The following is a 20,752-nucleotide window of genomic DNA, read 5'->3' on the forward strand; positions in this document are numbered from 1 at the left end:
TAGAATGACGGGGTCATGTCCCCCGTCTTCGACTGCCGCGACGCGGATCAGCTCCTCACCGGCATGCGCCGTGCGCGCCAGGCCATCGGCCGCGGTGAGCTGATCGTGCTCCCTACCGACACCGTCTACGGCGTCGGCGCCGACGCCTTCAACCCCGCCGCCGTCCAGCGGCTGCTCGACGCGAAGGGGAGGGGCAGGGACCAGCCGCCGCCCGTCCTGGTCGGGTCGACGGCGGCGCTCGCGGCGCTCGTCGAGACGATCCCGGAACCCGTGCAGCGCCTCGTGGACGAGTTCTGGCCCGGCGGGCTGACCATCGTGCTTCCGTCCCAGCCGTCCCTCGCGTGGGATCTCGGCGACACCCACGGCACCGTCGCGGTGCGCATGCCCGACTACCGGGTGACCCTCGAGCTGCTGGAGGAGACGGGGCCGCTCGCCGTGTCCAGCGCGAACCTCACCGGGAAGGACGCGGCCGTCGAGGCCGCCGCGGCCGAGCGGATGCTGGGCGACAGCGTCTCGGTGTACCTCGACCACGGACCCAGTGCGACCGGCGTGCCCTCGACCATCGTCGACGCCACGTCGCTCGTGCGCCCCAGGGGCGACGATGCCCGCGTGCGGGTGCTGCGCAACGGCGCGGTCTCGCGTGACGAGCTGGCGCGCGTGCTGGGCGACCTCCTCGAAGAGCCCGCGTGAAGCAGTACCTCTTCACGATCATCCTCACGGCCGCGATCACGCTGGCGCTGTCGTGGGCGGTGTGGCAGCTCAGCCTGCGCTTCAAGCTGTACCCGGGGATCCGCGAGCGCGACGTGCACACGACGCCGACGCCGCGTCTGGGAGGCGTCGCGATCTTCCTGGGGATCGCCGCGGCCTTCGGAGCCTCCTCCGCGAACCCCTTCTTCGCGACGATCTGGGCGCAGCCGCAGACGATGTGGGCGGTGCTGGGCGCGGCGCTGCTGATCGCCGTCGTGGGCGTGATCGACGATCTGTTCGACCTCGACTGGATGATCAAGCTCGGCGCGCAGTTCGTCGCTGCGGGGCTCATCACCGTGGTCGGCGGTCTCCAGATCCTCTTCCTCCCGATCGGTGAGCCGATCGTCGGCTCGAGCTGGGTGAGCATCGCGATCACGATGTTCGCGATCGTGATCGTGATGAACGCGATCAACTTCATCGACGGGCTGGACGGGCTGGTCGCGGGGGTGTGCCTCATCGCGAACGGCGTCTTCTTCGCGTACTCCTACATCCTGGCGAGGGACACGGGCCAGTCCAGCTACTTCAACCTCGCCTCGTTCCTCGCCGCGGTCCTCATCGGCGCGTGCCTGGGGTTCCTGCCGACCAACTGGAGCCCAGCGAAGCTGTTCATGGGCGACTCCGGAGCCCTCGTCATGGGCCTGCTCATGGCGACCTCGGCGATCTCGCTGACGAGCTCGCTGAACCCGTCCATGCTCGCCCCGGACCAGATCGGGCGCTCCCAGCTGCTCGGCGCGTTCATCCCGATCCTGCTGCCGGTGGTCGTGGTGCTGCTGCCGCTGCTGGACTTCGGGCTGGCCGTGCTGCGGCGCATGCGCGCGGGCAAGTCCCCGTTCTCCCCGGATCGCAAGCACCTGCACCACCGCATGCTCGATCTCGGCCACCGCGACCGCGACGCTGTCCTCATCTTCTACGCGTGGACGGCGATCATCTCGCTGTCGGTGCTGCTGATGTACATCGGCACGCGGGAGGGCTGGTACGGCGATTACCTTCTCGGCGTGCTGTTCGGCGTCCTCGGCGTCGCCGCCTGCCTCACCGTGACCCTGCTCCCCAGCCGCCGTCGCGCCCTCGCCGCCTCCGAGCCCCGTGCCGCCGACCCCGAACCCGAGGAACCCCGATGAGCCCGAGCCCCGTGTCCAGCACGCCCATCCTGCGGCGCACCCTGATCTGGTCTGCCGTCGCGGCCGTCGTCCTCGCCGCCGTGGCCGCCACCGTCGGCGGGCTCGTGGCCGGTGTCTCCGGGGTCTGGAGCGGCCTCGTCGGCGTGTTGCTCGCCGTGGTGTTCCTCGCGATCACGGCGCTGAGCATCCTGATCGCCAACCGCTGGTACGGCGACGCGCTCTACGTCCAGCTCTTCTTCGCCATCGTGCTCGGCGGATGGCTGCTCAAGCTCGGCCTGTTCGTCGTCGTCATGCTCGTCCTGCGCGGGCAGCCCTGGATCTCGCCGATGGTGTTCTTCCTGTCGATCGTCGCCGGGGTGCTGATGTCGCTCGTCGTGGACGTGATCGTGCTGCTGCGGATGCGTCTGCCGAACGTCAGCGATGCGCAGCTGCCCACCGAGGTCCCCGAGGACCGCGCGCCCGGTTCGGCGGACGGCGCCGCGGATTCAGGAAACTCCCGGTTCTGATAGTCTTGACACGTGCCCGCTCGCGGACCGCGAGCGCTGCGCCGTGATCCACCCCGACCATCGTCGCCCCGGTACTGACCGGTGCCCCGAAGCTGGAGCCCGCGCTGTTGAATCTCGCTGCGACCCTGATCCCACGACTGGCCTCTGACGGCGGCGAGTTCCACGGCCCCTCGATGGAAGAGTTCTTCCCCGAGATCCTCTTCAACGTCTTCGGCGTCATCCCGATCCACCGGATCCACCTCATCCAGTTCCTCTCGGTCATCGCGGTCGTCCTGATCCTCTGGCTGGGCACGCGCAACATGCGCGTCGTCCCCGGCCGGTTCCAGAGCCTGGTCGAGATGGGGCTGGGCGTCGTCCGCAACGGCATCGCGCACGACCTGCTCGGGCGCAAGGACGGCGACCGGTTCCTCCCGATCCTCGTGAGCATCTTCTTCATGGTGCTGTTCATGAACGTGACCGGGATCATCCCGTTCCTGAACATGCCGGGGACGGCCATCGTCGCCGTCCCGCTGACGCTCGCGATCATCAGCTACGTCACCTTCATCTACGCGGGGATCCGCCGCCACGGCTGGCGCTTCTTCAAGAACTCGCTGCTGCCGCAGGGTGTTCCGGGCTTCGCGCTCCCGATCGTGGCCGTGATCGAGCTCATCTCCACGTTCGTCCTGCGCCCGGTCACGCTGACCCTCCGACTGATGATGAATCTCGTCGTCGGTCACATGATCCTGGTTCTCTGCTTCGCGGCGACCCAGTTCTTCTTCTTCACCGCGGGCGGCGGCTGGGCCGCGCTCGGTGTCGGAACCCTCGCCTTCGGCGGCGCGTTCACCGTCTTCGAGATGCTGGTCGTCGTCCTGCAGGCCTACGTCTTCACCGTCCTCACCGCGGTCTACATCCAGCTCGCGGTCGCAGAAGAGCACTGAGCGGGTCGGCGACAAGCCTTCCCACCCAACGAAAGGAAAAACCCCGTGGACGCTACTACGGTTCTCGCTGAGATCAACGGTCACCTCGGAGCCGTCGGCTACGGCCTCGCCGCGATCGGTCCCGCCATCGGCGTGGGCATCGTCGTGGGCAAGACGATCGAGGGCGTCGCCCGTCAGCCCGAGCTGGCCGGCCGCCTCCAGGTCCTGATGTGGATCGGTATCGCCTTCACCGAGGCGCTGGCGTTCGTCGGCATCGCCGTCGCCTTCATCCCCTTCCCGTAATCCCCACAGACCTTTGAAGGAGACAGGATGCTGAACGCTCTTGTCACGAACCTCGCGGCCGAGGGCGGGGAGGCACCGAACCCCCTCATCCCCGCGTGGTACGACATCATCTGGTCGGGGCTGTGGTTCCTCATCATCCTCATCGTCGTCTGGAAGGTCGCCCTTCCCCGTCTGACGAAGATGCTCGACGAGCGCTCCGCCGCCATCGAGGGCAACATCGCCAAGGCCGATGAGGCGCAGAAGCAGGCCGAGGCCGCGCTGGAGGAGTACACCCGCCAGCTCGCCGAGGCCCGCGTCGAGGCCGGGGAGATCCGGGAGGCCGCCCGCGAGGACGGCAAGAAGATCGTCGCCGAGGCCAAGGAGGCCGCGACCACCGAGGCCGCGCGCGTCACCGCCGCGGCGTCCGCGCAGATCGAGGCCGAGCGCCAGGCGGCGCTCGTGTCGCTGCGCGGCGAGGTCGGCACGCTGGCCCTCGACCTCGCCGGCGGCGTGGTCGGGGAGACCCTCTCCGACGACGCCCGTGCGACCGCCGTCGTGGACCGCTTCCTCGCGGACCTCGAGGCGTCCGAGGCGGCGAAGTAATGGGCAGCGCGACCACTCAGGCCCTCGCGGCGTCGAGCCAGGCGCTGACCGCGGCGACCGGGATCACCCTCGACAGCGCCGGCGAGCTGTTCTCCGCCGCGCGGCTGATCGGGGAGTCGTCCCCGCTGAGCGGCGCGCTCGCTGATCCCTCCGCGTCCGGCGAGGCGCGCGCGGCCCTCGTGGCCCGCGTCTTCGGCGGTGCCTCGGCACCCGTGCAGGACGTGCTCCGCGTCGCGGTCGGCGAGCGCTGGTCCAGCGCCGCTGACCTCGTCGACGGCATCGAGGAGCTGGCCGTGCGTGCGGCGGCGATCGCCGCGCCCGACAGCGACGTGGAGGGGGAGCTGTTCTCCGTCTCGCGTCTGGTCGCGGCCAACCCCGAGCTTGAGCTCGCGCTCGGCAGCCGTCTCGGCGACGGTGCGGCGAAGGGCGCTCTCGTGCACAAGCTCCTCGGCAACGACGTCAGCGCCGCCACCGGTCTGATCGTCGCCTCGCTCGTGCGCCAGCCGCGCGAGCGCCGGGTGCGTCAGCTGCTCAGCCGTGCGATGCGGATCGTCTCCGCACAGCGCGACCGGATCGTGGCGACGGTGCACACCGCAGCGCCGCTCTCGGATGCGCAGAGCGCCCGCCTCAGCGACGTGCTGAGCCGCCGCTACGGCCGTCGGGTCGCACTCAACGTGGTCCTCGACCCCTCCGTCGTCGGAGGCCTGCGCGTGCAGGTCGCGGACGACGTCATCGACGGCAGCATCTCCGCCCGTCTCGCCGACCTGCGGCACCGGCTCGCAGGCTGACAAACGGACTTCGCGCGGGGAACCGCGCACCCAGATACAAAGGGAAGACAATGGCAGAACTTTCGATCAGCCCCGACGTCATCCGTGACGCGCTGAAGGACTTCGTCGCCGCGTATGAGCCCACGGGAGCTGCGGCGACCGAGGTCGGCACCGTCATCGACGCCGCCGACGGGATCGCGCACGTCGAGGGCCTGCCCGGCGTCATGGCGAACGAGCTCGTCACGTTCGCGGACGGCACCAAGGGCCTCGCGCTGAACCTGGACGAGCACGAGATCGGTGTGGTCGTCCTCGGCGACTTCACCGGCATCGAGGCCGGCCAGGAGGTCACCCGCACCGGCGAGGTCCTCTCGGTCCCGGTCGGCGACGGCTACCTCGGTCGTGTGGTGGACCCGCTCGGCGCCCCCATCGACGGTCTCGGCGAGATCGCGACCGAGGGCGTCCGCGAGCTCGAGCTGCAGGCGCCCGGCGTCATGCAGCGCAAGAGCGTGCACGAGCCGCTGCAGACGGGCGTCAAGGCCATCGACGCGATGATCCCCGTCGGCCGCGGTCAGCGCCAGCTCATCATCGGCGACCGTCAGACCGGCAAGACGGCCCTCGCGATCGACACGATCATCAACCAGAAGGCCAACTGGGAGTCCGGCGACGTCACCAAGCAGGTGCGCTGCATTTACGTCGCGATCGGTCAGAAGGGCTCGACCATCGCCTCGGTGAAGGGCGCGCTCGAGGACGCCGGCGCGATGGAGTACACCACGATCGTGGCCGCTCCGGCCTCGGACCCCGCGGGCTTCAAGTACCTCGCCCCCTACACCGGCTCGGCCATCGGTCAGCACTGGATGTACGGCGGCAAGCACGTCCTGATCATCTTCGACGACCTGTCGAAGCAGGCCGAGGCCTACCGCGCCGTGTCCCTGCTGCTGCGCCGCCCGCCGGGGCGTGAGGCCTACCCGGGTGACGTCTTCTACCTGCACTCTCGTCTCCTGGAGCGCTGCGCGAAGCTGTCGGACGAGCTCGGCGCCGGGTCGATGACGGGTCTGCCGATCATCGAGACCAAGGCCAACGACGTCTCGGCCTACATCCCGACCAACGTGATCTCCATCACCGACGGCCAGATCTTCCTCCAGTCGGACCTGTTCAACGCGAACCAGCGCCCCGCGGTCGACGTCGGCATCTCGGTGTCCCGCGTCGGCGGCGACGCACAGGTCAAGTCGATCAAGAAGGTCTCCGGAACGCTGAAGCTGGAGCTGGCGCAGTACCGTTCGCTCGAGGCCTTCGCGATGTTCGCGTCGGACCTCGACGCGGCCTCGCGTCGTCAGCTCGCCCGCGGCGCGCGTCTGACCGAGCTGCTCAAGCAGCCGCAGTACTCGCCGTACCCGGTGGAGGACCAGGTCGTCTCGATCTGGGCCGGCACCAATGGAAAGCTGGACACGATCGAGGTCGAGGACGTCCTGCGCTTCGAGCGCGAGCTCCTTGACCACCTCCGTCGCAACACGAAGGTGCTCGACACCCTGCGCGAGACGAACGTCCTCGACGACGACACCGTCGCCGAGCTGGAGAAGGCCACGGACGCCTTCATCCTCGAGTTCCAGGGCGGCAAGGGCCACGGCATCGGGGCTCCCGGCCACGAGGAGCACGCGGCGCAGGACGTCGACGACGTGAACCAGGAGAAGATCGTCAAGGGCCGTCGCGCGTAGTCGCGGGGGAGTCTGAGATATGGGCGCACAACTCCGGGTCTACAAGCAGAAGATCTCTTCTGCTCAGACGACCAAGAAGATCACGAAGGCGATGGAGCTCATCGCGGCTTCGCGCATTCAGAAGGCGATGGCGCGCGTCAAGGCGTCCTCGCCCTTCGCGCGGGCCGTGACGCGGGCCGTGTCCGCCGTCGCCACGCACTCCAACGTCGACCACCCGCTCACGCGTGAGCCCGAGAAGATCACCCGCTCCGCGGTCGTGATCTTCTCGAGCGACCGCGGCCTCGCCGGCGCGTTCAACTCGCAGATCCTCCGTGAGGGCCTGGAGATGGCGGAGCTCCTGCGCGAACAGGGCAAGGAGCCGGTGTTCTACCTCATCGGGCGCAAGGCGGTCGGCTACTTCCAGTTCCGCGGCCTGGCCGCGGCGGCGGAGTGGACCGGGGACACGGACACGCCGTCGTTCCACACGGCCGAGGAGATCTCGGCGACGCTGCTCGAGGCGTTCTCGCGCGGCGGGGACGGGGGCGGCGTGGACGAGATCCACCTCGTCTACAACCGCTTCGTCAGCATGATGACGCAGTCGCCGGAGACGGTCCGTCTGCTCCCGCTGGAGATCGCGGAGGCCGACGAGTCGGAGGCGGGCAGCGCGGTCTACCCGCTGTACGAGTTCGAGCCGGACGCGGCGACGGTGCTCGACGCGATCCTGCCGGTCTACATCCAGAGCCGCGTCTTCAACGCCCTCCTGCAGTCCTCGGCCGCCAAGCAGGCCGCGACGCAGAAGGCGATGAAGTCGGCCAGCGACAACGCCGACAAGCTCATCACCGACTACACCCGCCTGCGCAACAACGCGCGTCAGGCCGAGATCACGCAGCAGATCGCGGAGATCGTCGGTGGAGCCGACGCCCTCGCATCGAGCAAGTAAGCCTCTAAGAGAGAGACGAAGAAATGACCACCACCGCCACGGCTGAGAACGCCACGACCGCGGTCGTCGGGCGCGTCGCGCGCGTCACCGGACCGGTCGTCGACATCGAGTTCCCGCACGACTCGATCCCCGACATCTACAACGCTCTGAAGACCACGATCACGATCGGCGACGAGTCGTCCGAGATCACGCTCGAGGTCGCCCAGCACCTGGGCGACGACCTCGTCCGCGCCATCTCCCTCAAGCCGACCGACGGCGTCGTGCGTGGACAGGAAGTGCGCGACACCGGTGCGCCGATCTCGGTCCCGGTGGGCGACGTCACCAAGGGCAAGGTCTTCAACGTCATCGGCGAGGTCCTCAACGCCGAGCCGGGCGAGCAGATCGAGATCACCGAGCGGTGGCCGATCCACCGCAAGGCGCCGAACTTTGACCAGCTCGAGTCGAAGACCACGATGTTCGAGACCGGCATCAAGTCGATCGACCTCCTCACCCCGTACGTGCAGGGCGGAAAGATCGGCCTGTTCGGCGGCGCGGGCGTGGGTAAGACCGTCCTCATCCAGGAGATGATCCAGCGCGTCGCGCAGGACCACGGTGGTGTGTCGGTGTTCGCGGGTGTCGGCGAGCGTACCCGTGAGGGCAACGACCTCATCGGCGAGATGGAGGAGGCGGGCGTCTTCGACAAGACCGCCCTCGTCTTCGGCCAGATGGACGAGCCGCCGGGGACGCGTCTGCGCGTCGCGCTGTCCGCCCTGACGATGGCGGAGTACTTCCGCGACGTGCAGAAGCAGGACGTGCTGCTCTTCATCGACAACATCTTCCGCTTCACGCAGGCGGGCTCCGAGGTGTCGACGCTGCTGGGCCGCATGCCCTCCGCGGTGGGCTACCAGCCGAACCTCGCCGACGAGATGGGCGTGCTCCAGGAGCGCATCACCTCGACGCGTGGTCACTCGATCACCTCGCTGCAGGCGATCTACGTGCCGGCGGACGACTACACCGACCCGGCCCCGGCCACCACGTTCGCGCACCTCGACGCGACCACCGAGCTCTCGCGTGAGATCGCATCGAAGGGTCTGTACCCGGCGATCGACCCGCTGACCTCGACGTCGCGCATCATGGACCCCCGCTACCTGGGCGAGGACCACTACCGCGTGGCCACCACGGTCAAGCAGATTCTGCAGAAGAACAAGGAGCTGCAGGAGATCATCGCGATCCTGGGTGTCGACGAGCTCTCGGAAGAGGACAAGATCATCGTCGCCCGTGCGCGTCGGATCCAGCAGTTCCTCTCGCAGAACACCTACATGGCGAAGAAGTTCACGGGCGTCGAGGGATCGACGGTGCCGCTGAAGGACACGATCGAGTCCTTCGACGCCATCGCCCGCGGCGACTTCGACCACGTGGCCGAGCAGGCCTTCTTCAACGTCGGCGCGATCAGCGACGTCGAGGAGAAGTGGGCGCAGATCCAGAAGGAGAACGCCTGATCATGGCAACCCTGCACGTCAGCCTCGTCTCCGCGGACGCGGAGGTCTGGACGGGTGAGGCGAGCCTGGTGGTCGCCAAGACCGTCGAGGGCGAGATCGGCATCATGCCCGGGCACGAGCCGGTGCTGGCCATCCTCGCCGAGGGCCAGGTGCGCATCACCCAGGAGGACGGCGCGAAGGTGCTGGCGAACGCGCAGGACGGCTTCCTCTCCATGGAGGGCAACGTCCTGACGATCGTCGCCGGCAACGCGGCGCTGATCGCCTGATCCACGTCCGAAGCGCCGGTCCCCGAGAACGGGGACCGGCGCTTCGCCGTCCGCTCGGCCTCCGTCCGTCGGGGCCGGGATCGACCCGCAGAAGGAGACCATCGCGTGAAGATCCTGCTTCCGCCGTCCGAGACCAAGCGCCCGGGCGGATCCGGTGCGTCCCTCGATCTCGAGGCACTGGCGCTGCCCTCCCTCCGGAGTCGTCGTGAGGAGGCGGTGGACGCGCTGGTGCGATTGTCCGCCGACGAGGACGAGGCGGCGCGGGTCCTCAAGCTCAGCGCCCGGCAGCGCGAGGCGGTCCAGGACAACGCGCGCCTGCGGACCGCGGGGTGCATGCCGGCGGTCGACCGCTACACGGGCGTGCTCTTCGACGCCCTGGACGCGCCGTCGCTGCCCTCCGCCGCCCGGCGCTGGCTGGGTGCCCACGTGTGGATCCACAGCGCGCCGTTCGGTCCGGTGGGGGCGCTGGATCGGATCCCGTCCTACCGTCTGGGCGCCGGCGTCTCAGTTCCCGGGCTCGCACCGCTCACGCGGCATTGGGCATCGTCCGTGACAGAGGCGATCCGGGCCGCGTCGCCCTCCTTCGTCCTGGATCTGCGGTCCGAGGCGTACGTGGCGCTGGGCCCCGTGCCCACCGAAGCGGCCTCGGCCTACGTCCGCGTGGTCACCGAGGGCGGCCGCGCCCTGAACCACTTCAACAAGCATGCCAAGGGGGCGCTCGTGCGCGCCCTCGCGGAGGATCGCCCGCGAGCGAGCAGTCGGAAGGGTCTGCTCGCCTGGGCCGCGGGGAGCGGCATCGATCTGCGGGAGACCGCCGATCGCTCCGTGCTGGAGCTCGTCACGGAACAGCCCGTCGCGAAACGCTGACGCTGACGCCCCGCGGATGTCGGCGCCGGTATACCGATGCGCGGCGCGGGGGAGTGTGCGGTTTCCGCGGGCACGCTAAGGTGTTCAACGCGATACGGACTGTGTCGCGACATCATCCATCGGGAGGGACCATGGACGTCTTCGCAAACTACGTGGACTATTCGGACTACAACGGGGCGATCTTCGCGGCGATGGCAGGGATTGCGGTCGTGGGGTTGTTCCTCGGTGCTATCGGGTACGTTCTGTCATCGCTGTTCTTGATGAAGATCTTCGAGAAGGCCGGTGTGCAGGGCAAGTGGCGTGCCTGGGTTCCGGTCTACAACTCGATGGTGTTCGTGAAGCTCGGCGACCTTTCCCCGTGGCTGCCGCTGATCGCCTTCGGTGGTGCGTTTGTCCTGTCCTGGATTCCGATCCTTAACATCCTCGCGGGCCTGCTTTCCCTTGGCGGCGCTGTCGTAATGATCCTCGCCGCGTGGCGCGTGGGCCTGAAGCTGCAGAAGGAGGCCGTCTGGGTCGTCCTCTACATCTTCCTCAGCCTGGTCTGGATGGGTATCGCGGCGTTCGACAAGTCTCGCTGGAACCCGAACATCGCCCCGGCGCCGTGGGCGAACAACGCCTTCTTCGCCGACCGCACGCAGTGGGAGGGCATCCCCGTGCAGCCGTCCGCGCAGCCCCAGGCGGGCGGCGCCTACGGCGCAGCCCAGGGCTACGCGCCGGCTCCCGAGGGCTACCAGTCCCCGGCTCCGCAGGGATACGCGCCGCCGGCCCAGCCCGGATACGCACCCCCGGCGCAGCCCGGGTACGCCCCGCCGTCGGCCCCGGAGACCGGGGCGGGCGTGCCGCCGGTTCCTCCCGTTCCTCCGGTCCCGCCGGTGACGCCGCCGTCCGCGCCGCCGGCTCCGCCCGCGCCGCCGACCCCGCCGTCGACGGAGCCGGAGAAGCCCGCCGACCCCAACACGCCCCCCGCGTAGGCGGCAGCAAGGCCCTCGGTCCTCGGACCGGGGGCCTTCGTCGTGCGCTCGCCGCCCCCGCCTGTAACGTGGGAGGCATGGTGACCACAGATCGTCGTGTCGGCTCCTCCGGGCTCCTCGTGTCCGCCACCGGACTCGGATGCAACAACTTCGGAAGGGCCGGGACCGTCACCGAGACGATCGCGGGCTCGCGGCTCGTGCTCGACGCCGCCATCGACAGCGGGGTGACCTTCCTCGACACCGCAGACATCTACGGCAAGGAGCCGGGCCTCAGCGAGTCGCTGATGGGCGAGGTCCTGGACGGCCGTCGGGACCGCGTGGTGCTGGCCACGAAGTTCGGACACGGGCACTACGACATGGGGTACGACTTCCCCGCCGGGATGGGGTCGCGCCGGTACATCCGCCGTGCCGTGGAGGAGTCCCTCCGGCGTCTGCGGACGGATTGGATCGACCTGTACCAGCTCCATTTCCCCGATCCGGTCACTCCGATCGAGGAGACCGTCGACGCCCTGGACGAGCTGGTCCGCGACGGCAAGATCCGCTACTTCGGCCATTCGAACTTCACCGGGTGGCAGATCGCCGAGGCCGAGTTCGTCGCCGCGCGGCGTCTCGGGCCGCGGTTCGTCTCGGCGCAGAACCAGTACTCGCTGCTCGCCCGTGCCGCGGAGCGGGAGGTGCTCCCGGCCGTGAACCGGTACGGCCTGGGCTTCTTCCCGTTCTTCCCGCTGCACAACGGCCTGCTCACCGGCAAGTTCACGAGGGATGGGGGCCCGGCGCAGAGCCGCATCATGTCGACGCGATCCCACCTCTGGGAGAACGCGCCCTGGGACGCCCTGGATGCGTACCGGGCGTTCTGCGACGAACGAGGGATCACGATGCTGGAGGCGACCTTCGGGTGGCTCCTCGCGCAGCCGGGCGTCTCCTCCGTCATCGCGGGGGCGACCTCCGCCGAGCAGGTGGAGGCCAACGCGCTGGCCGGTTCGGCGTGGACCCCGTCGGACGAGGACCTGGACGCGATCGACGCGCTGTTCCCGCTGCCCGCCGATCCGGCTGCCGGTGCGGTCTGACCGCTCCGGAGCATCGACTACGATGTGTGAGACTCGAACGATCGCACGGATCGCGCGAGGACGGGGAGAATCCTGTGCCTGACACGCCGACACCGCACATGCGGGAGATCACCCTCCCCTCCGGCGACGTCGTCGATCTCCGCTGGGCGGGGGCGACCGACCGCGGTCGGCGACGCGAGAACAACCAGGACGCCTTCCTCGCCGAGTATCCGCTGTTCGTCGTCGCCGACGGCATGGGCGGCCACGCCGGCGGGGAGATCGCGAGCCAGCGCACCATCGCCCGTCTGGGAGACGCGGTCCACGACGGCTCGATCACCGCCGCAGCGATCGAGGCCGCGCTCGCAGCGGCGATCGAGGACATCGCCGCGCATCCGGAGACGACGGACGAGGGCACCGGGACCACGCTGACGGGCGTCTTCCTCGACACGCACGACGGCGACCCGCGCTGGGTCTCCTTGAACATCGGCGACTCCCGCGTGTACCTCCTGCGGGACGGCGCGCTGGTGCAGGTGACGACCGACCACTCGGTGGTGCAGGAGCTCATCACGGCCGGTCGCCTCAGCCCGGAGGAGGCCGAGGGGCACCCCTACAGCAACGTGATCACCCGGGCCGTCGGCGTGAGCGAGGCGACGCCGCCGGACTACCGCGAGCTCGCGGTGCAGGACGGTGACCGCTTCGTGATCTGCTCGGACGGTCTCACCAAGGAGCTCACGGACTACGGGATCCAGCACTTCCTCGCCCAGAACGCGGACCCGGCGGACGCGGTGGCGGCGATGATGGCGGCCGCCCTGGAGAACGGCGGACGGGACAACGTCACCCTGATCGTCCTCGACGTGGTGCGCACCCCGGCATCCGCACAGGACGCGCCGACCGCGGAGCTGCAGACCTTCCCGGACGCGTCCTCGTCCTCCACCGTCGGTGATACGACGGAGTAGTCCACGCAGATCGTGACCGACGCGCTCTGAGGGGCGTGCGGACGATGGACTGGGGTGATGGACCCCGTCGAACCGCTCGTGCTCCCCGCCGCTCCCGCTCCGCCGCGACGGACGACGCTGCCGGTGGTGGCCGCTCTCGTTCCCGTCGCGTCCGGCACGACGCAGTGGGCGCTGACCGGCTCGATGCTCTCGCTCGCCTTCGCCGCGCTCGGGCCCCTCATGCTGCTCGCCTCCTTCGCCGACGCGGCTCGACATCGGCGACGCGATGCTCGACGGGCGCGGAGCGAGCAGGACGAGGCCTGGACGCGCGTGCACCGTGAGTACGACGAGCGCGCGGACGAGGTTCGCGCGGCGCTTCGACGACGCGCTCCGGACGCCCTCGGCGTCCTCGTGGCTCCGGTCCGTCCGGCGGAGGCTCCGGAGGCGGCGACGGTGACGCTCGGTCGCGGCGCGGTCGCCAACCCCATCCGGCTCCACGGCGGGGAGGGGGAGCGTGCCCGTCTCTTCCGGAACGAGCGGCGTCTGCTGGAGGACGTGCCGCTGACCGTCCCGCTCGCCGACGGAGTGTGCGTCCGCGGACCCCGCCCGGTGGCGGAGGCGGTCCTTCGGGCCCTCGTGGTGCAACTGTGCCTGCGCTTCCCGGCGTCTCGGATGCGCATCGTGGGAGAGGACCTCGAAGCCCTCGGTCTCGCCGGGCTCCCGCATGCGCACGGCCGCGTGCGGGGGACGTGGACGGTCCTCGTCGGACGGCGGGACTCGGCGGATGCCGTCGTGGGGACGAACCTGGTCGCGGTGGGGGCCGACGAAGAGCCGCCGTCCGGGATCGCCACGGTGCTCGACGTCACGGATCCGGCGACCGGGCTCCTGCGCACTCCGTCGGGGGACGAGCGCTGTGCGGTCGAAGCGATCTCTGCGGCACAGGCGGCGGAGATCGCGGATGTGCTCCGCGCCGCCGCCGATGCGGAACCCGGCCTTCCCGGCGCCGTCGCACTGGCGGAGCTGACACGGAGCCCCGCCGCGCCGGGGAGCCTCCGCGCCGTCTTCGGCGCCGGGACGCACGGCGAGGTCGCGATCGATCTGGCGGAGGACGGACCGCATGCGCTGGTCACGGGCATGACGGGCACCGGCAAGAGCGAGCTGCTCGTGTCGTGGGTGGCGGCACTGGCCGCGTCGCACGGACCGGAGGAGGTGTCGTTCGTCCTGGCCGACTTCAAGGGCGGCACCGCGTTCGAACGATTGCGGGACCTGCCGCACGTCGCCGCGATCATCACGGATCTCGACGGCGACGGCGCCGCGCGCGGGGTCCGGAGCCTCCGGGCCGAGCTGCGGCGGCGCGAGACGGAGCTCGGCGCCTGCGGAGCCCGGAGCGTCGCCGAGGCGGAGGGGCGGCTGTCGCGCCTCGTCATCGTCGTCGACGAGTTCGCCGCGCTCCTCCAGGAGCATCCGGACCTGGGAGCCGTGTTCACCGACATCGCGGCGCGGGGGCGCGCGCTCGGAATGCACCTCGTCCTGGGCACGCAACGAGCGACGGGCGTGGTACGCGACGCGCTCGCCGCCAACTGCCCGTTGCGGCTCTGTCTCCGTGTGTCCGACCCCGCCGATAGTCGCGTGATGATCGGAGTGGACGACGCGGCGGAGCTGCCGGGTGACGCCGGAGGACGCGGTCTCGTCCTGGTCCGTCGTCCGCAGGACACCGCTCCCGTGCTGATGCGGGTCGGTCGGACGCAGGAGGAGGATCTGCGTCGCATCGCCCAGGACCATGTTGCGTCGCGGCGGGCGACGAGCCCGTGGCTCCCGCCCCTTCCGACGGACGTGGACGCCGCGACGCTGCGCGCAGCCTCACCCGAAGCGATGCCGGAGGACGCCGTCGTCCTCGGCCTCTCCGACGACCCCGAACACCAACGGCAGCCGGTCGTCGTTCTCCGCCCCGGACACGACCGCGGTCTCGCCGTCTTCGGCGGGCCGGGCGCCGGCCGCAGCACGCTCGTGCGCACGGTGATCGGACAGGTTCCGTCGCACCGGACGATCCCGGACGACCCGGAAGCGGCCTGGTCGATCGTCGAGGATCTGGCGGAGGGGCGGGCGGCGTGGCCTCGTGCGCTCGTCTGTGACGATCTCGACGCACGACTGGCGTCCTTCCCCGCTGAGTACGCCGCCGCGTGGGCGGAGCGCCTGCAGCGCGTGGTCCGTGCCGCGGCGACACGGGGATGCCTCGTCGTCCTCACCGCGTCGCGGAGCGCCGGACCGGTCGCGGCCCTCGCCGACCTCCTGCCGCAGCGGGCGGTGCTCCGCATGCCGAGCCGGGGAGAGCATCTCGCGGCGGGTGGCGAGCCGGCGTCGTTCGATCCGATGCGTCCGGACGGGCGGGCGGACCTGGCCGGTCGCGAGATCCAGATCGCACGCCTGAGCGGCCCCGCGGGACGCCACGGCGCAGGATCGGCGGCCGAGGAGCACCGCACTGCGCCCTGGCGGCCGTCGGCCGGGGTGTGCGGGGTGATCGCACCGTTCCCCAGGAGGACCGCGGCCGCGCTGGCCTCCGGTGCTCCCGGGGTCACGGTCCGGACGCTGGACCAGATCGCTCCGGGGACGGGGGTCCAGGACCTCATCGCGCCCTCGCGGACCCTCCTGCTCGTCGGCGAGGCGGAGGCATGGCAACGGCACTGGAGCCTCTGGCACGGCGTGCGGGACCGGGGCGAGATCCTCGTGGTGGCCGAGGCGGCCCGTGAGCTCCGCACCCTCGTCGGCGTGCGTGATCTGCCGCCGTACGCACGTCCGGACGCAGGACGCGCCTGGTCGATCCGCGACGGGCGGGGCCCTGCCCGCGTCCTGCTTCCGTTTGCGGCAGACCCCGCCCGCGCGGAGGGCGTTCCTGTGCCGAGAGCCGCCCCGCAGACGAGGCGCGCGGCGCGGCGGGCCGCAGCGCGTGCGGACGGCCGGGGAGACGGCGGAGTGTGATCCGATCGGTCGAGAAGGGCCCAGGCCAGGACGCTAGATCCCGGCGGCAGGCCGGATGGACCCGACCTCGACACCGCCGCCCATCACGGCGAGCGGAAGGACGGCGGCGAGCTCGTCGACCGCGCCCTGCTCCAGCGCGCCGGCGCGCAGCAGCAGCGTCGCCGCCACGATCGTCCTCGCCCGCAGCGAGCCGTCGAGCGTCTTGAGCGCCACCGTGGCGCCGTTCGGGGCGACCATGACCATGACGCCCTCGGCGCCGCCCTTCACGAACACGCCCAGCTTCTCGATCGCGAGCGTGTCGGGGCGTCCCGGTCCGTCGATCGTCCACGGCCGTTCCCGCACGGTCCGCACCAGCGTGCCGGCGACCCGGTGCAGGGCGAACGGGGAGCGTTCCGAGGCCGTTCCGACGCGGTGCACCGCGCGGGCGAGGCCCATCAGGGTCAGCGCGTGCACCGGAGCGCCGCAGCCGTCGACGACCGTCGCGGAGATCTTCTCCCCGGACAGACGCTCGACGACGTCGCGGATGTGGAGTTGGAGCGGGTGGTCGGGCGCGAGGTAGCCGTCCGTGGGCCACCCGGTCGCCACGCAGGCCCGCAGCATCGCCGCGTGCTTGCCGGAGCAGTTCATCCGGATCCGGGTCGGCTCGCCGTGATCCCGCACGAGCTCGTCGCGCGTCGCGGAGTCGGACGGCCAGTCGGCGGGGCAGCCGAGGTCGTCCTCGGTGAGTCCGCCCTCCACCAGCATCGAGCGCACGACCTCCACGTGGCGGTCGGTGCCGGCGTGGCTGGCGGTCGCGAGTCCGAGCTGCTCGCCCTCGAGCGGCGCGCCCGCGGTGAGGCAGGCGATCGCCTGCAGCGGCTTGAGACTCGAGCGCGGCAGCACGAGGGCGCTCGCATTCCCGTGCGCGGCGACGACCTCGCCCTCGGGGGACAGGACCACCGCGGCGCCCACGTGGCGGGATTCGACGAACCCTCCCCGCTCGACGACGGCGAGTTCGACGGCATCCTGAACGGTCAGAGTCTCCACCACGTCCGCCAGCCTACCGGCGTGCGTGGCACGATGACGGGATGGACATCGGGACGCACGGCTACGCACTCACGACGACCTGGACGGGCAACCGGGGGACCGGAACGAGCGGGTATCGCGACTATGCGCGCGACGTCACGATCTCGATCACCGGGAAGCCGGACCTCCTCGCCTCCTCGGACAAGCCCTTCCGCGGAGACCCGTCGCGTTGGAACCCCGAGGACCTGCTCCTGGCCGCGCTGTCGGAGTGCCACCTGCTGTCGTACCTGCACGCGTGCGTGACAGCGGGAGTGGTCGTCATGGAGTACCGGGACGACGCCCGCGGCACGATGGTGGAGGACGGCAGGGGTGGCGGCGCCTTCACCGAGGTCGTGCTGCGACCGGTCGTCACCGTCGCCGACGAGTCCATGGTCCCGGCGGCGCGCGGCGCGCACACGCAGGCGCACGAGTGGTGCTTCATCGCCAACTCGGTGTCGTTCCCGGTCCGGCACGAGGCGACGATCCGGGTGGCGCCGTGAGTCGCTGAGGCCGGCCTCAGCGGCGCTCGTGAGGGAGGGCCTGCTTGATCTTCTCGATCGCGCCCTGCGCGGGGACCTCGTTGTAGACGCCGGCGAGCTCCTGCCCGGACAGCGCGTGGATCGCGGACATGATCTCGTCCGTGGCCTGACGGCGGGCCCGTCCCGACGTGGCCGGCCCATGGTGCGAGAGGTCGAGCGGCTCGCCGAAGCGGACCGTGACCCGGGTGCCGAGCCGAGGCATGCTCGCACCCACCGGCATCGCATCGGCCGTGCCGACGAGGCCGACGGGCACGACGGGGGCTCCGGTCTGCAGCGCCAGGAACGCGGCGCCGGTGCGGCCCTTGTACAGGCGCCCGTCGGTCGAGCGCGTGCCCTCGGGGTAGAGCGCCACGGCGAGCCCCTCGTCGAGCAGACGGCGCTGCTGGTCCAGCGCGTCGAGCGCTGCCTGCCCCGCACCGCGATTGACCGGGATCGCGCCGACGGAGCGCATGAAGCCGCCCACCATCCGGCCCTTCATCCCTTTGCCCTCGAAGTAGCTCGACTTCGCCAGGAAGTGCACGCGGCGCGGAGCCGCGACCGGGATCGCGACGGAGTCGATGAACGACAGATGGTTGGAGGCGATGATGACCGGTCCGGTCTTGGGCACGTTCCGCCGTCCCTCCACGCGGGGGCGGTAGATGAGGCGGGCCAGCGGCGCGAGCACCGCGCGTCCGAACAGGTACAAGAAGCCGGCGCGATGCAGCTCCGCCTCGTCGACGGCTGTCGGGTCCTGGGCGTCTTCGACGGGCTGGGGCTCGGGAGTCACCCGACAAGGGTAGGGCAGCGTCCATGCCGGCGCGGGCATGCTCCGGCGCGCCGTCGACCCAGTCCTTTCTGGCGCGTCTCCCAGGCGCAGCAAAGCCCGGCGGGCGAGGATGGGGTGTTCCCGATCGATGTCTCCCGAGGTTCTCCGTGCGCAATCGTCTCGTCGCCGTCTTCTCCGTCGCTGCTGTGTCGGCGCTCCTGCTCTCCGGCTGCGCAGGCGCAGCGGAGTCCCCTGATCCGACCTCTTCGCCGTCGGCGGGGTCCTGTCTCATCAATGCGCAGCCAGGGGCGGCGTCCGATGCGGTCGAGGTCAAAGGCTCCGGACTCGACGCAGCCATCACCGTCCCCGCCGGAACGGAGGTCCCCGACATCGAGCGAACGGTCGTGAAAGAGGGCGACGGCGAGGACGTCAAGCCGGGAGACTTCGTGTCGGCGCGGTACAAGATCGTCGACGCCACGACCAACGAGGTGCTCGAGACCTCCGAGCGCGGTCCGGACGGCGCGCTTCCGGTGCTCCTGAGCAGCAACACCGGAGGCCAGATCTACGACTCCACCCAGTCGCCGATCTTCGTCGCGGCGCTCGAGTGCGTGCCGCTCGGCTCGGAGGTCGTCCTCGCCCTCCCCGGCCAGGAGGGGCAGAACCCCGTCGTGATCTATGTGCAGTCGATCGACGAGCTCAGCACGATCGCGACGGGGAAGGACGTCGACGCGCCCAAGGGCATGCCCGCCGTGAAGCTGGCTGATGACGGCGCGCCGACGATCACGATCCCGGGCGGCGACGCGCCCACCGAGACCGCGGTCGGGGTGCTGAAGGAGGGCGACGGCCCCGAGGTGTCGCCCGGTGATCTCGTGACGGTGCAATACCGCGGCGTGAAGTGGAGCGACGGCAGCGAGTTCGACTCGTCGTGGAAGCGGGACGCCTTCCCCGCGCAGTTCCCGACGACCGGGGTGGTGGCCGGCTTCAAGGCCGCCTTGGAGGGGCAGAAGGTCGGCTCGCAGGTGATCGTGCAGATGCCGCCGAAGGACGCGTACGGCGAGAAGAGCGACAGCAACACGAGCGACCTGGCTGGCGAAGCACTGGTGTTCGTGGTGGACATCGTCGGCACGACGCCGCTGATCACGACTCCGGCCCAGTAACCCGGCGTCCGGGCTCCGCACCGCCGCGCCCCGGCGCCGTAGGCTGGCGTCATGCGTCGCATCATCGTCCTCGGCTCGACCGGTTCCGTCGGCACCCAGGCGCTGGACGTGATCCGCGCCCATCCCCGCCGTTTCGAGGTCGTCGGGCTGGCCGCGGGAACGGACGCGCGGACCCTCGCCGCGCAGGCCGAGGAGTTCGGGGTGGAGAACACCGCGCTCGGCGCATCCGAGGCGGAGCAGCTGGTCCGGGACGTCGACGCCGACGTCGTGCTCAACGCGATCACCGGCTCAGTGGGGCTCGGCAGCACACTGGCCGCGCTCCGTGCCGGACGGACCCTCGCGCTGGCGAACAAGGAGTCGCTCATCGTCGGGGGATCCCTGGTCACGGCGGCTGCGCAGACCGGGCAGATCGTGTCGGTGGACTCCGAGCACTCGGCGATCGCGCAGGCGCTGCGCTCGGGCGGGCACGGCGAGGTCCGCCGGCTGATCGTCACCGCGTCGGGCGGTCCCTTCCGCGGCAGGTCTCGCGCCGAGATGGCGGGGATCACGCCGGAGCAGGCCCTCGCGCATCCGACCTGGGACATGGGCAAGGTCATCACGACCAACTCGGCGACGCTCGTGAACAAGGGTCTCGAGGTCATCGAGGCGCACCTGCTGTTCGACGTGGACTACGAGGACATCGAGGTCGTCGTGCACCCTCAGTCCGTCGTGCATTCGATGGTCGAGTTCGTGGACGGCTCCACGATCGCCCAGGCGTCGCCGCCCGACATGCGTCTTCCGCTCTCCTTGGGCCTGGACTGGCCCCACCGCGTCGGAGGTGTCGGGCGACCGATCGACTGGACGGCCTCCACGTCCTGGACCTTCGAGCCGCTGGACGACGACGCCTTTCCCGCCGTCGACCTGGCCAGGAGCGTCGGGCGGGCCGGCGCGACGTTCCCCGCGGTGTACAACGCCGCCAACGAGCAGGCGGTTGCGGCGTTCCACGAGGGGCGTCTGTCCTTCCTCGGGATCGTGGACACGATCGCGGCCGTGGTGGACGCTCATGAGCCGCCCCAGAGCCTCACCCTGGAGAGCCTGGCCGAGGCGGAGGAGTGGGCGCGCCGGCGCGCGGACCGCCTCATCGCCGCGGGCTCCTGAGGCGGCGCGGATCCCGAGGGACTCGGCCTTCTCCTAATCCC

Annotated in this window: 21 protein-coding genes; 19 read left to right on the forward strand and 2 right to left on the reverse strand. The window is 70.5% G+C overall.

Going from position 1 to position 20,752, the window contains the following annotated elements:
- The first annotated feature begins 15 nt into the window (after nucleotides 1-15).
- From V6R91_RS26180 to V6R91_RS26255, 16 genes are all read left to right on the forward strand, one after another.
- Entirely contained in the window at nucleotides 16-690 is a 675-nt protein-coding gene (locus V6R91_RS26180; protein WP_336397641.1) for an L-threonylcarbamoyladenylate synthase, read from the forward strand.
- Nucleotides 687-1,865 (forward strand): MraY family glycosyltransferase, encoded by a 1,179-nt coding sequence (locus V6R91_RS26185; RefSeq protein ID WP_067248914.1) that lies wholly within the window; start codon nucleotides 687-689, stop codon nucleotides 1,863-1,865. The genes V6R91_RS26180 and V6R91_RS26185 overlap by 4 nt, the downstream gene beginning before the upstream one ends.
- Entirely contained in the window at nucleotides 1,862-2,371 is a 510-nt protein-coding gene (locus tag V6R91_RS26190) for a hypothetical protein (RefSeq protein WP_336397642.1), read from the forward strand. The genes V6R91_RS26185 and V6R91_RS26190 overlap by 4 nt, the downstream gene beginning before the upstream one ends.
- 173 nt (nucleotides 2,372-2,544) lie before the next feature.
- On the forward strand, nucleotides 2,545-3,288 hold the full coding sequence (gene atpB / locus V6R91_RS26195; protein ID WP_157518287.1) for a F0F1 ATP synthase subunit A: 744 nt from the start codon (nucleotides 2,545-2,547) through the stop codon (nucleotides 3,286-3,288).
- 45 nt (nucleotides 3,289-3,333) lie between these two features.
- Complete coding sequence (atpE, locus tag V6R91_RS26200) at nucleotides 3,334-3,570, forward strand: ATP synthase F0 subunit C (RefSeq protein WP_017830994.1); 237 nt, start codon at nucleotides 3,334-3,336, stop codon at nucleotides 3,568-3,570.
- Nucleotides 3,571-3,597: 27 nt separating this feature from the next.
- Nucleotides 3,598-4,152 carry a F0F1 ATP synthase subunit B gene (locus V6R91_RS26205; protein WP_067248905.1) on the forward strand — a complete coding sequence of 185 codons (555 nt, stop codon included), beginning with the start codon at nucleotides 3,598-3,600 and terminating at the stop codon, nucleotides 4,150-4,152.
- The gene (locus tag V6R91_RS26210; protein WP_271061446.1) at nucleotides 4,152-4,940 is read left to right on the forward strand and encodes a F0F1 ATP synthase subunit delta; all 789 of its coding nucleotides are present in this window, start codon (nucleotides 4,152-4,154) and stop codon (nucleotides 4,938-4,940) included. Before V6R91_RS26205 ends, V6R91_RS26210 begins: the two co-directional genes overlap by 1 nt.
- A 50-nt stretch (nucleotides 4,941-4,990) precedes the next feature.
- Nucleotides 4,991-6,631 (forward strand): F0F1 ATP synthase subunit alpha, encoded by a 1,641-nt coding sequence (atpA, locus tag V6R91_RS26215; RefSeq protein WP_067248899.1) that lies wholly within the window; start codon nucleotides 4,991-4,993, stop codon nucleotides 6,629-6,631.
- Between the two features lie 19 nt (nucleotides 6,632-6,650).
- A complete protein-coding gene (locus V6R91_RS26220) occupies nucleotides 6,651-7,550 on the forward strand; it encodes a F0F1 ATP synthase subunit gamma (RefSeq protein ID WP_271061447.1) in 900 nt (299 codons plus the stop codon).
- A gap of 23 nt (nucleotides 7,551-7,573) precedes the next feature.
- A complete protein-coding gene (gene atpD, locus V6R91_RS26225) occupies nucleotides 7,574-9,028 on the forward strand; it encodes a F0F1 ATP synthase subunit beta (protein ID WP_067248894.1) in 1,455 nt (484 codons plus the stop codon).
- A 2-nt stretch (nucleotides 9,029-9,030) separates the two neighbouring features.
- Nucleotides 9,031-9,294 carry a F0F1 ATP synthase subunit epsilon gene (locus V6R91_RS26230; RefSeq protein WP_067248891.1) on the forward strand — a complete coding sequence of 88 codons (264 nt, stop codon included), beginning with the start codon at nucleotides 9,031-9,033 and terminating at the stop codon, nucleotides 9,292-9,294.
- A gap of 105 nt (nucleotides 9,295-9,399) precedes the next feature.
- Nucleotides 9,400-10,161, forward strand: coding sequence for a YaaA family protein (locus tag V6R91_RS26235; RefSeq protein ID WP_336397643.1), 762 nt, complete (start codon nucleotides 9,400-9,402; stop codon nucleotides 10,159-10,161).
- A 131-nt stretch (nucleotides 10,162-10,292) separates the two neighbouring features.
- Nucleotides 10,293-11,132, forward strand: a complete 840-nt coding sequence (locus V6R91_RS26240) for a large exoprotein (protein WP_336397644.1) — start codon at nucleotides 10,293-10,295, stop codon at nucleotides 11,130-11,132.
- Between the two features lie 77 nt (nucleotides 11,133-11,209).
- Nucleotides 11,210-12,199: an aldo/keto reductase gene (locus V6R91_RS26245; protein WP_271061450.1), complete on the forward strand. Its 990-nt coding sequence runs from the start codon at nucleotides 11,210-11,212 to the stop codon at nucleotides 12,197-12,199.
- A gap of 74 nt (nucleotides 12,200-12,273) precedes the next feature.
- The gene (locus V6R91_RS26250; RefSeq protein ID WP_271061451.1) at nucleotides 12,274-13,134 is read left to right on the forward strand and encodes a PP2C family protein-serine/threonine phosphatase; all 861 of its coding nucleotides are present in this window, start codon (nucleotides 12,274-12,276) and stop codon (nucleotides 13,132-13,134) included.
- Nucleotides 13,135-13,191: 57 nt separating this feature from the next.
- Nucleotides 13,192-16,089 carry an FtsK/SpoIIIE domain-containing protein gene (locus V6R91_RS26255; RefSeq protein WP_336397645.1) on the forward strand — a complete coding sequence of 966 codons (2,898 nt, stop codon included), beginning with the start codon at nucleotides 13,192-13,194 and terminating at the stop codon, nucleotides 16,087-16,089.
- A gap of 33 nt (nucleotides 16,090-16,122) precedes the next feature.
- Here V6R91_RS26255 and V6R91_RS26260 read toward each other — a convergent pair whose 3' ends face one another.
- Nucleotides 16,123-17,118 (reverse strand): asparaginase, encoded by a 996-nt coding sequence (locus V6R91_RS26260; RefSeq protein ID WP_336397646.1) that lies wholly within the window; start codon nucleotides 17,116-17,118, stop codon nucleotides 16,123-16,125.
- Nucleotides 17,119-17,156: 38 nt separating this feature from the next.
- Here V6R91_RS26260 and V6R91_RS26265 point away from each other — a divergent pair, with 38 nt between their 5' ends.
- Nucleotides 17,157-17,633, forward strand: coding sequence for an OsmC family protein (locus V6R91_RS26265; protein ID WP_336397647.1), 477 nt, complete (start codon nucleotides 17,157-17,159; stop codon nucleotides 17,631-17,633).
- 16 nt (nucleotides 17,634-17,649) lie between these two features.
- Here V6R91_RS26265 and V6R91_RS26270 read toward each other — a convergent pair whose 3' ends face one another.
- Entirely contained in the window at nucleotides 17,650-18,438 is a 789-nt protein-coding gene (locus V6R91_RS26270) for a lysophospholipid acyltransferase family protein (RefSeq protein WP_378817841.1), read from the reverse strand.
- A 146-nt stretch (nucleotides 18,439-18,584) separates the two neighbouring features.
- Here V6R91_RS26270 and V6R91_RS26275 point away from each other — a divergent pair, with 146 nt between their 5' ends.
- Nucleotides 18,585-19,574, forward strand: a complete 990-nt coding sequence (locus V6R91_RS26275; RefSeq protein ID WP_336397648.1) for an FKBP-type peptidyl-prolyl cis-trans isomerase — start codon at nucleotides 18,585-18,587, stop codon at nucleotides 19,572-19,574.
- Between the two features lie 51 nt (nucleotides 19,575-19,625).
- Nucleotides 19,626-20,711 carry a 1-deoxy-D-xylulose-5-phosphate reductoisomerase gene (dxr, locus tag V6R91_RS26280; RefSeq protein ID WP_336397649.1) on the forward strand — a complete coding sequence of 362 codons (1,086 nt, stop codon included), beginning with the start codon at nucleotides 19,626-19,628 and terminating at the stop codon, nucleotides 20,709-20,711.
- Nucleotides 20,712-20,752 lie beyond the last annotated feature (41 nt).

This window comes from Microbacterium sp. CCNWLW41, assembly GCF_037083505.1.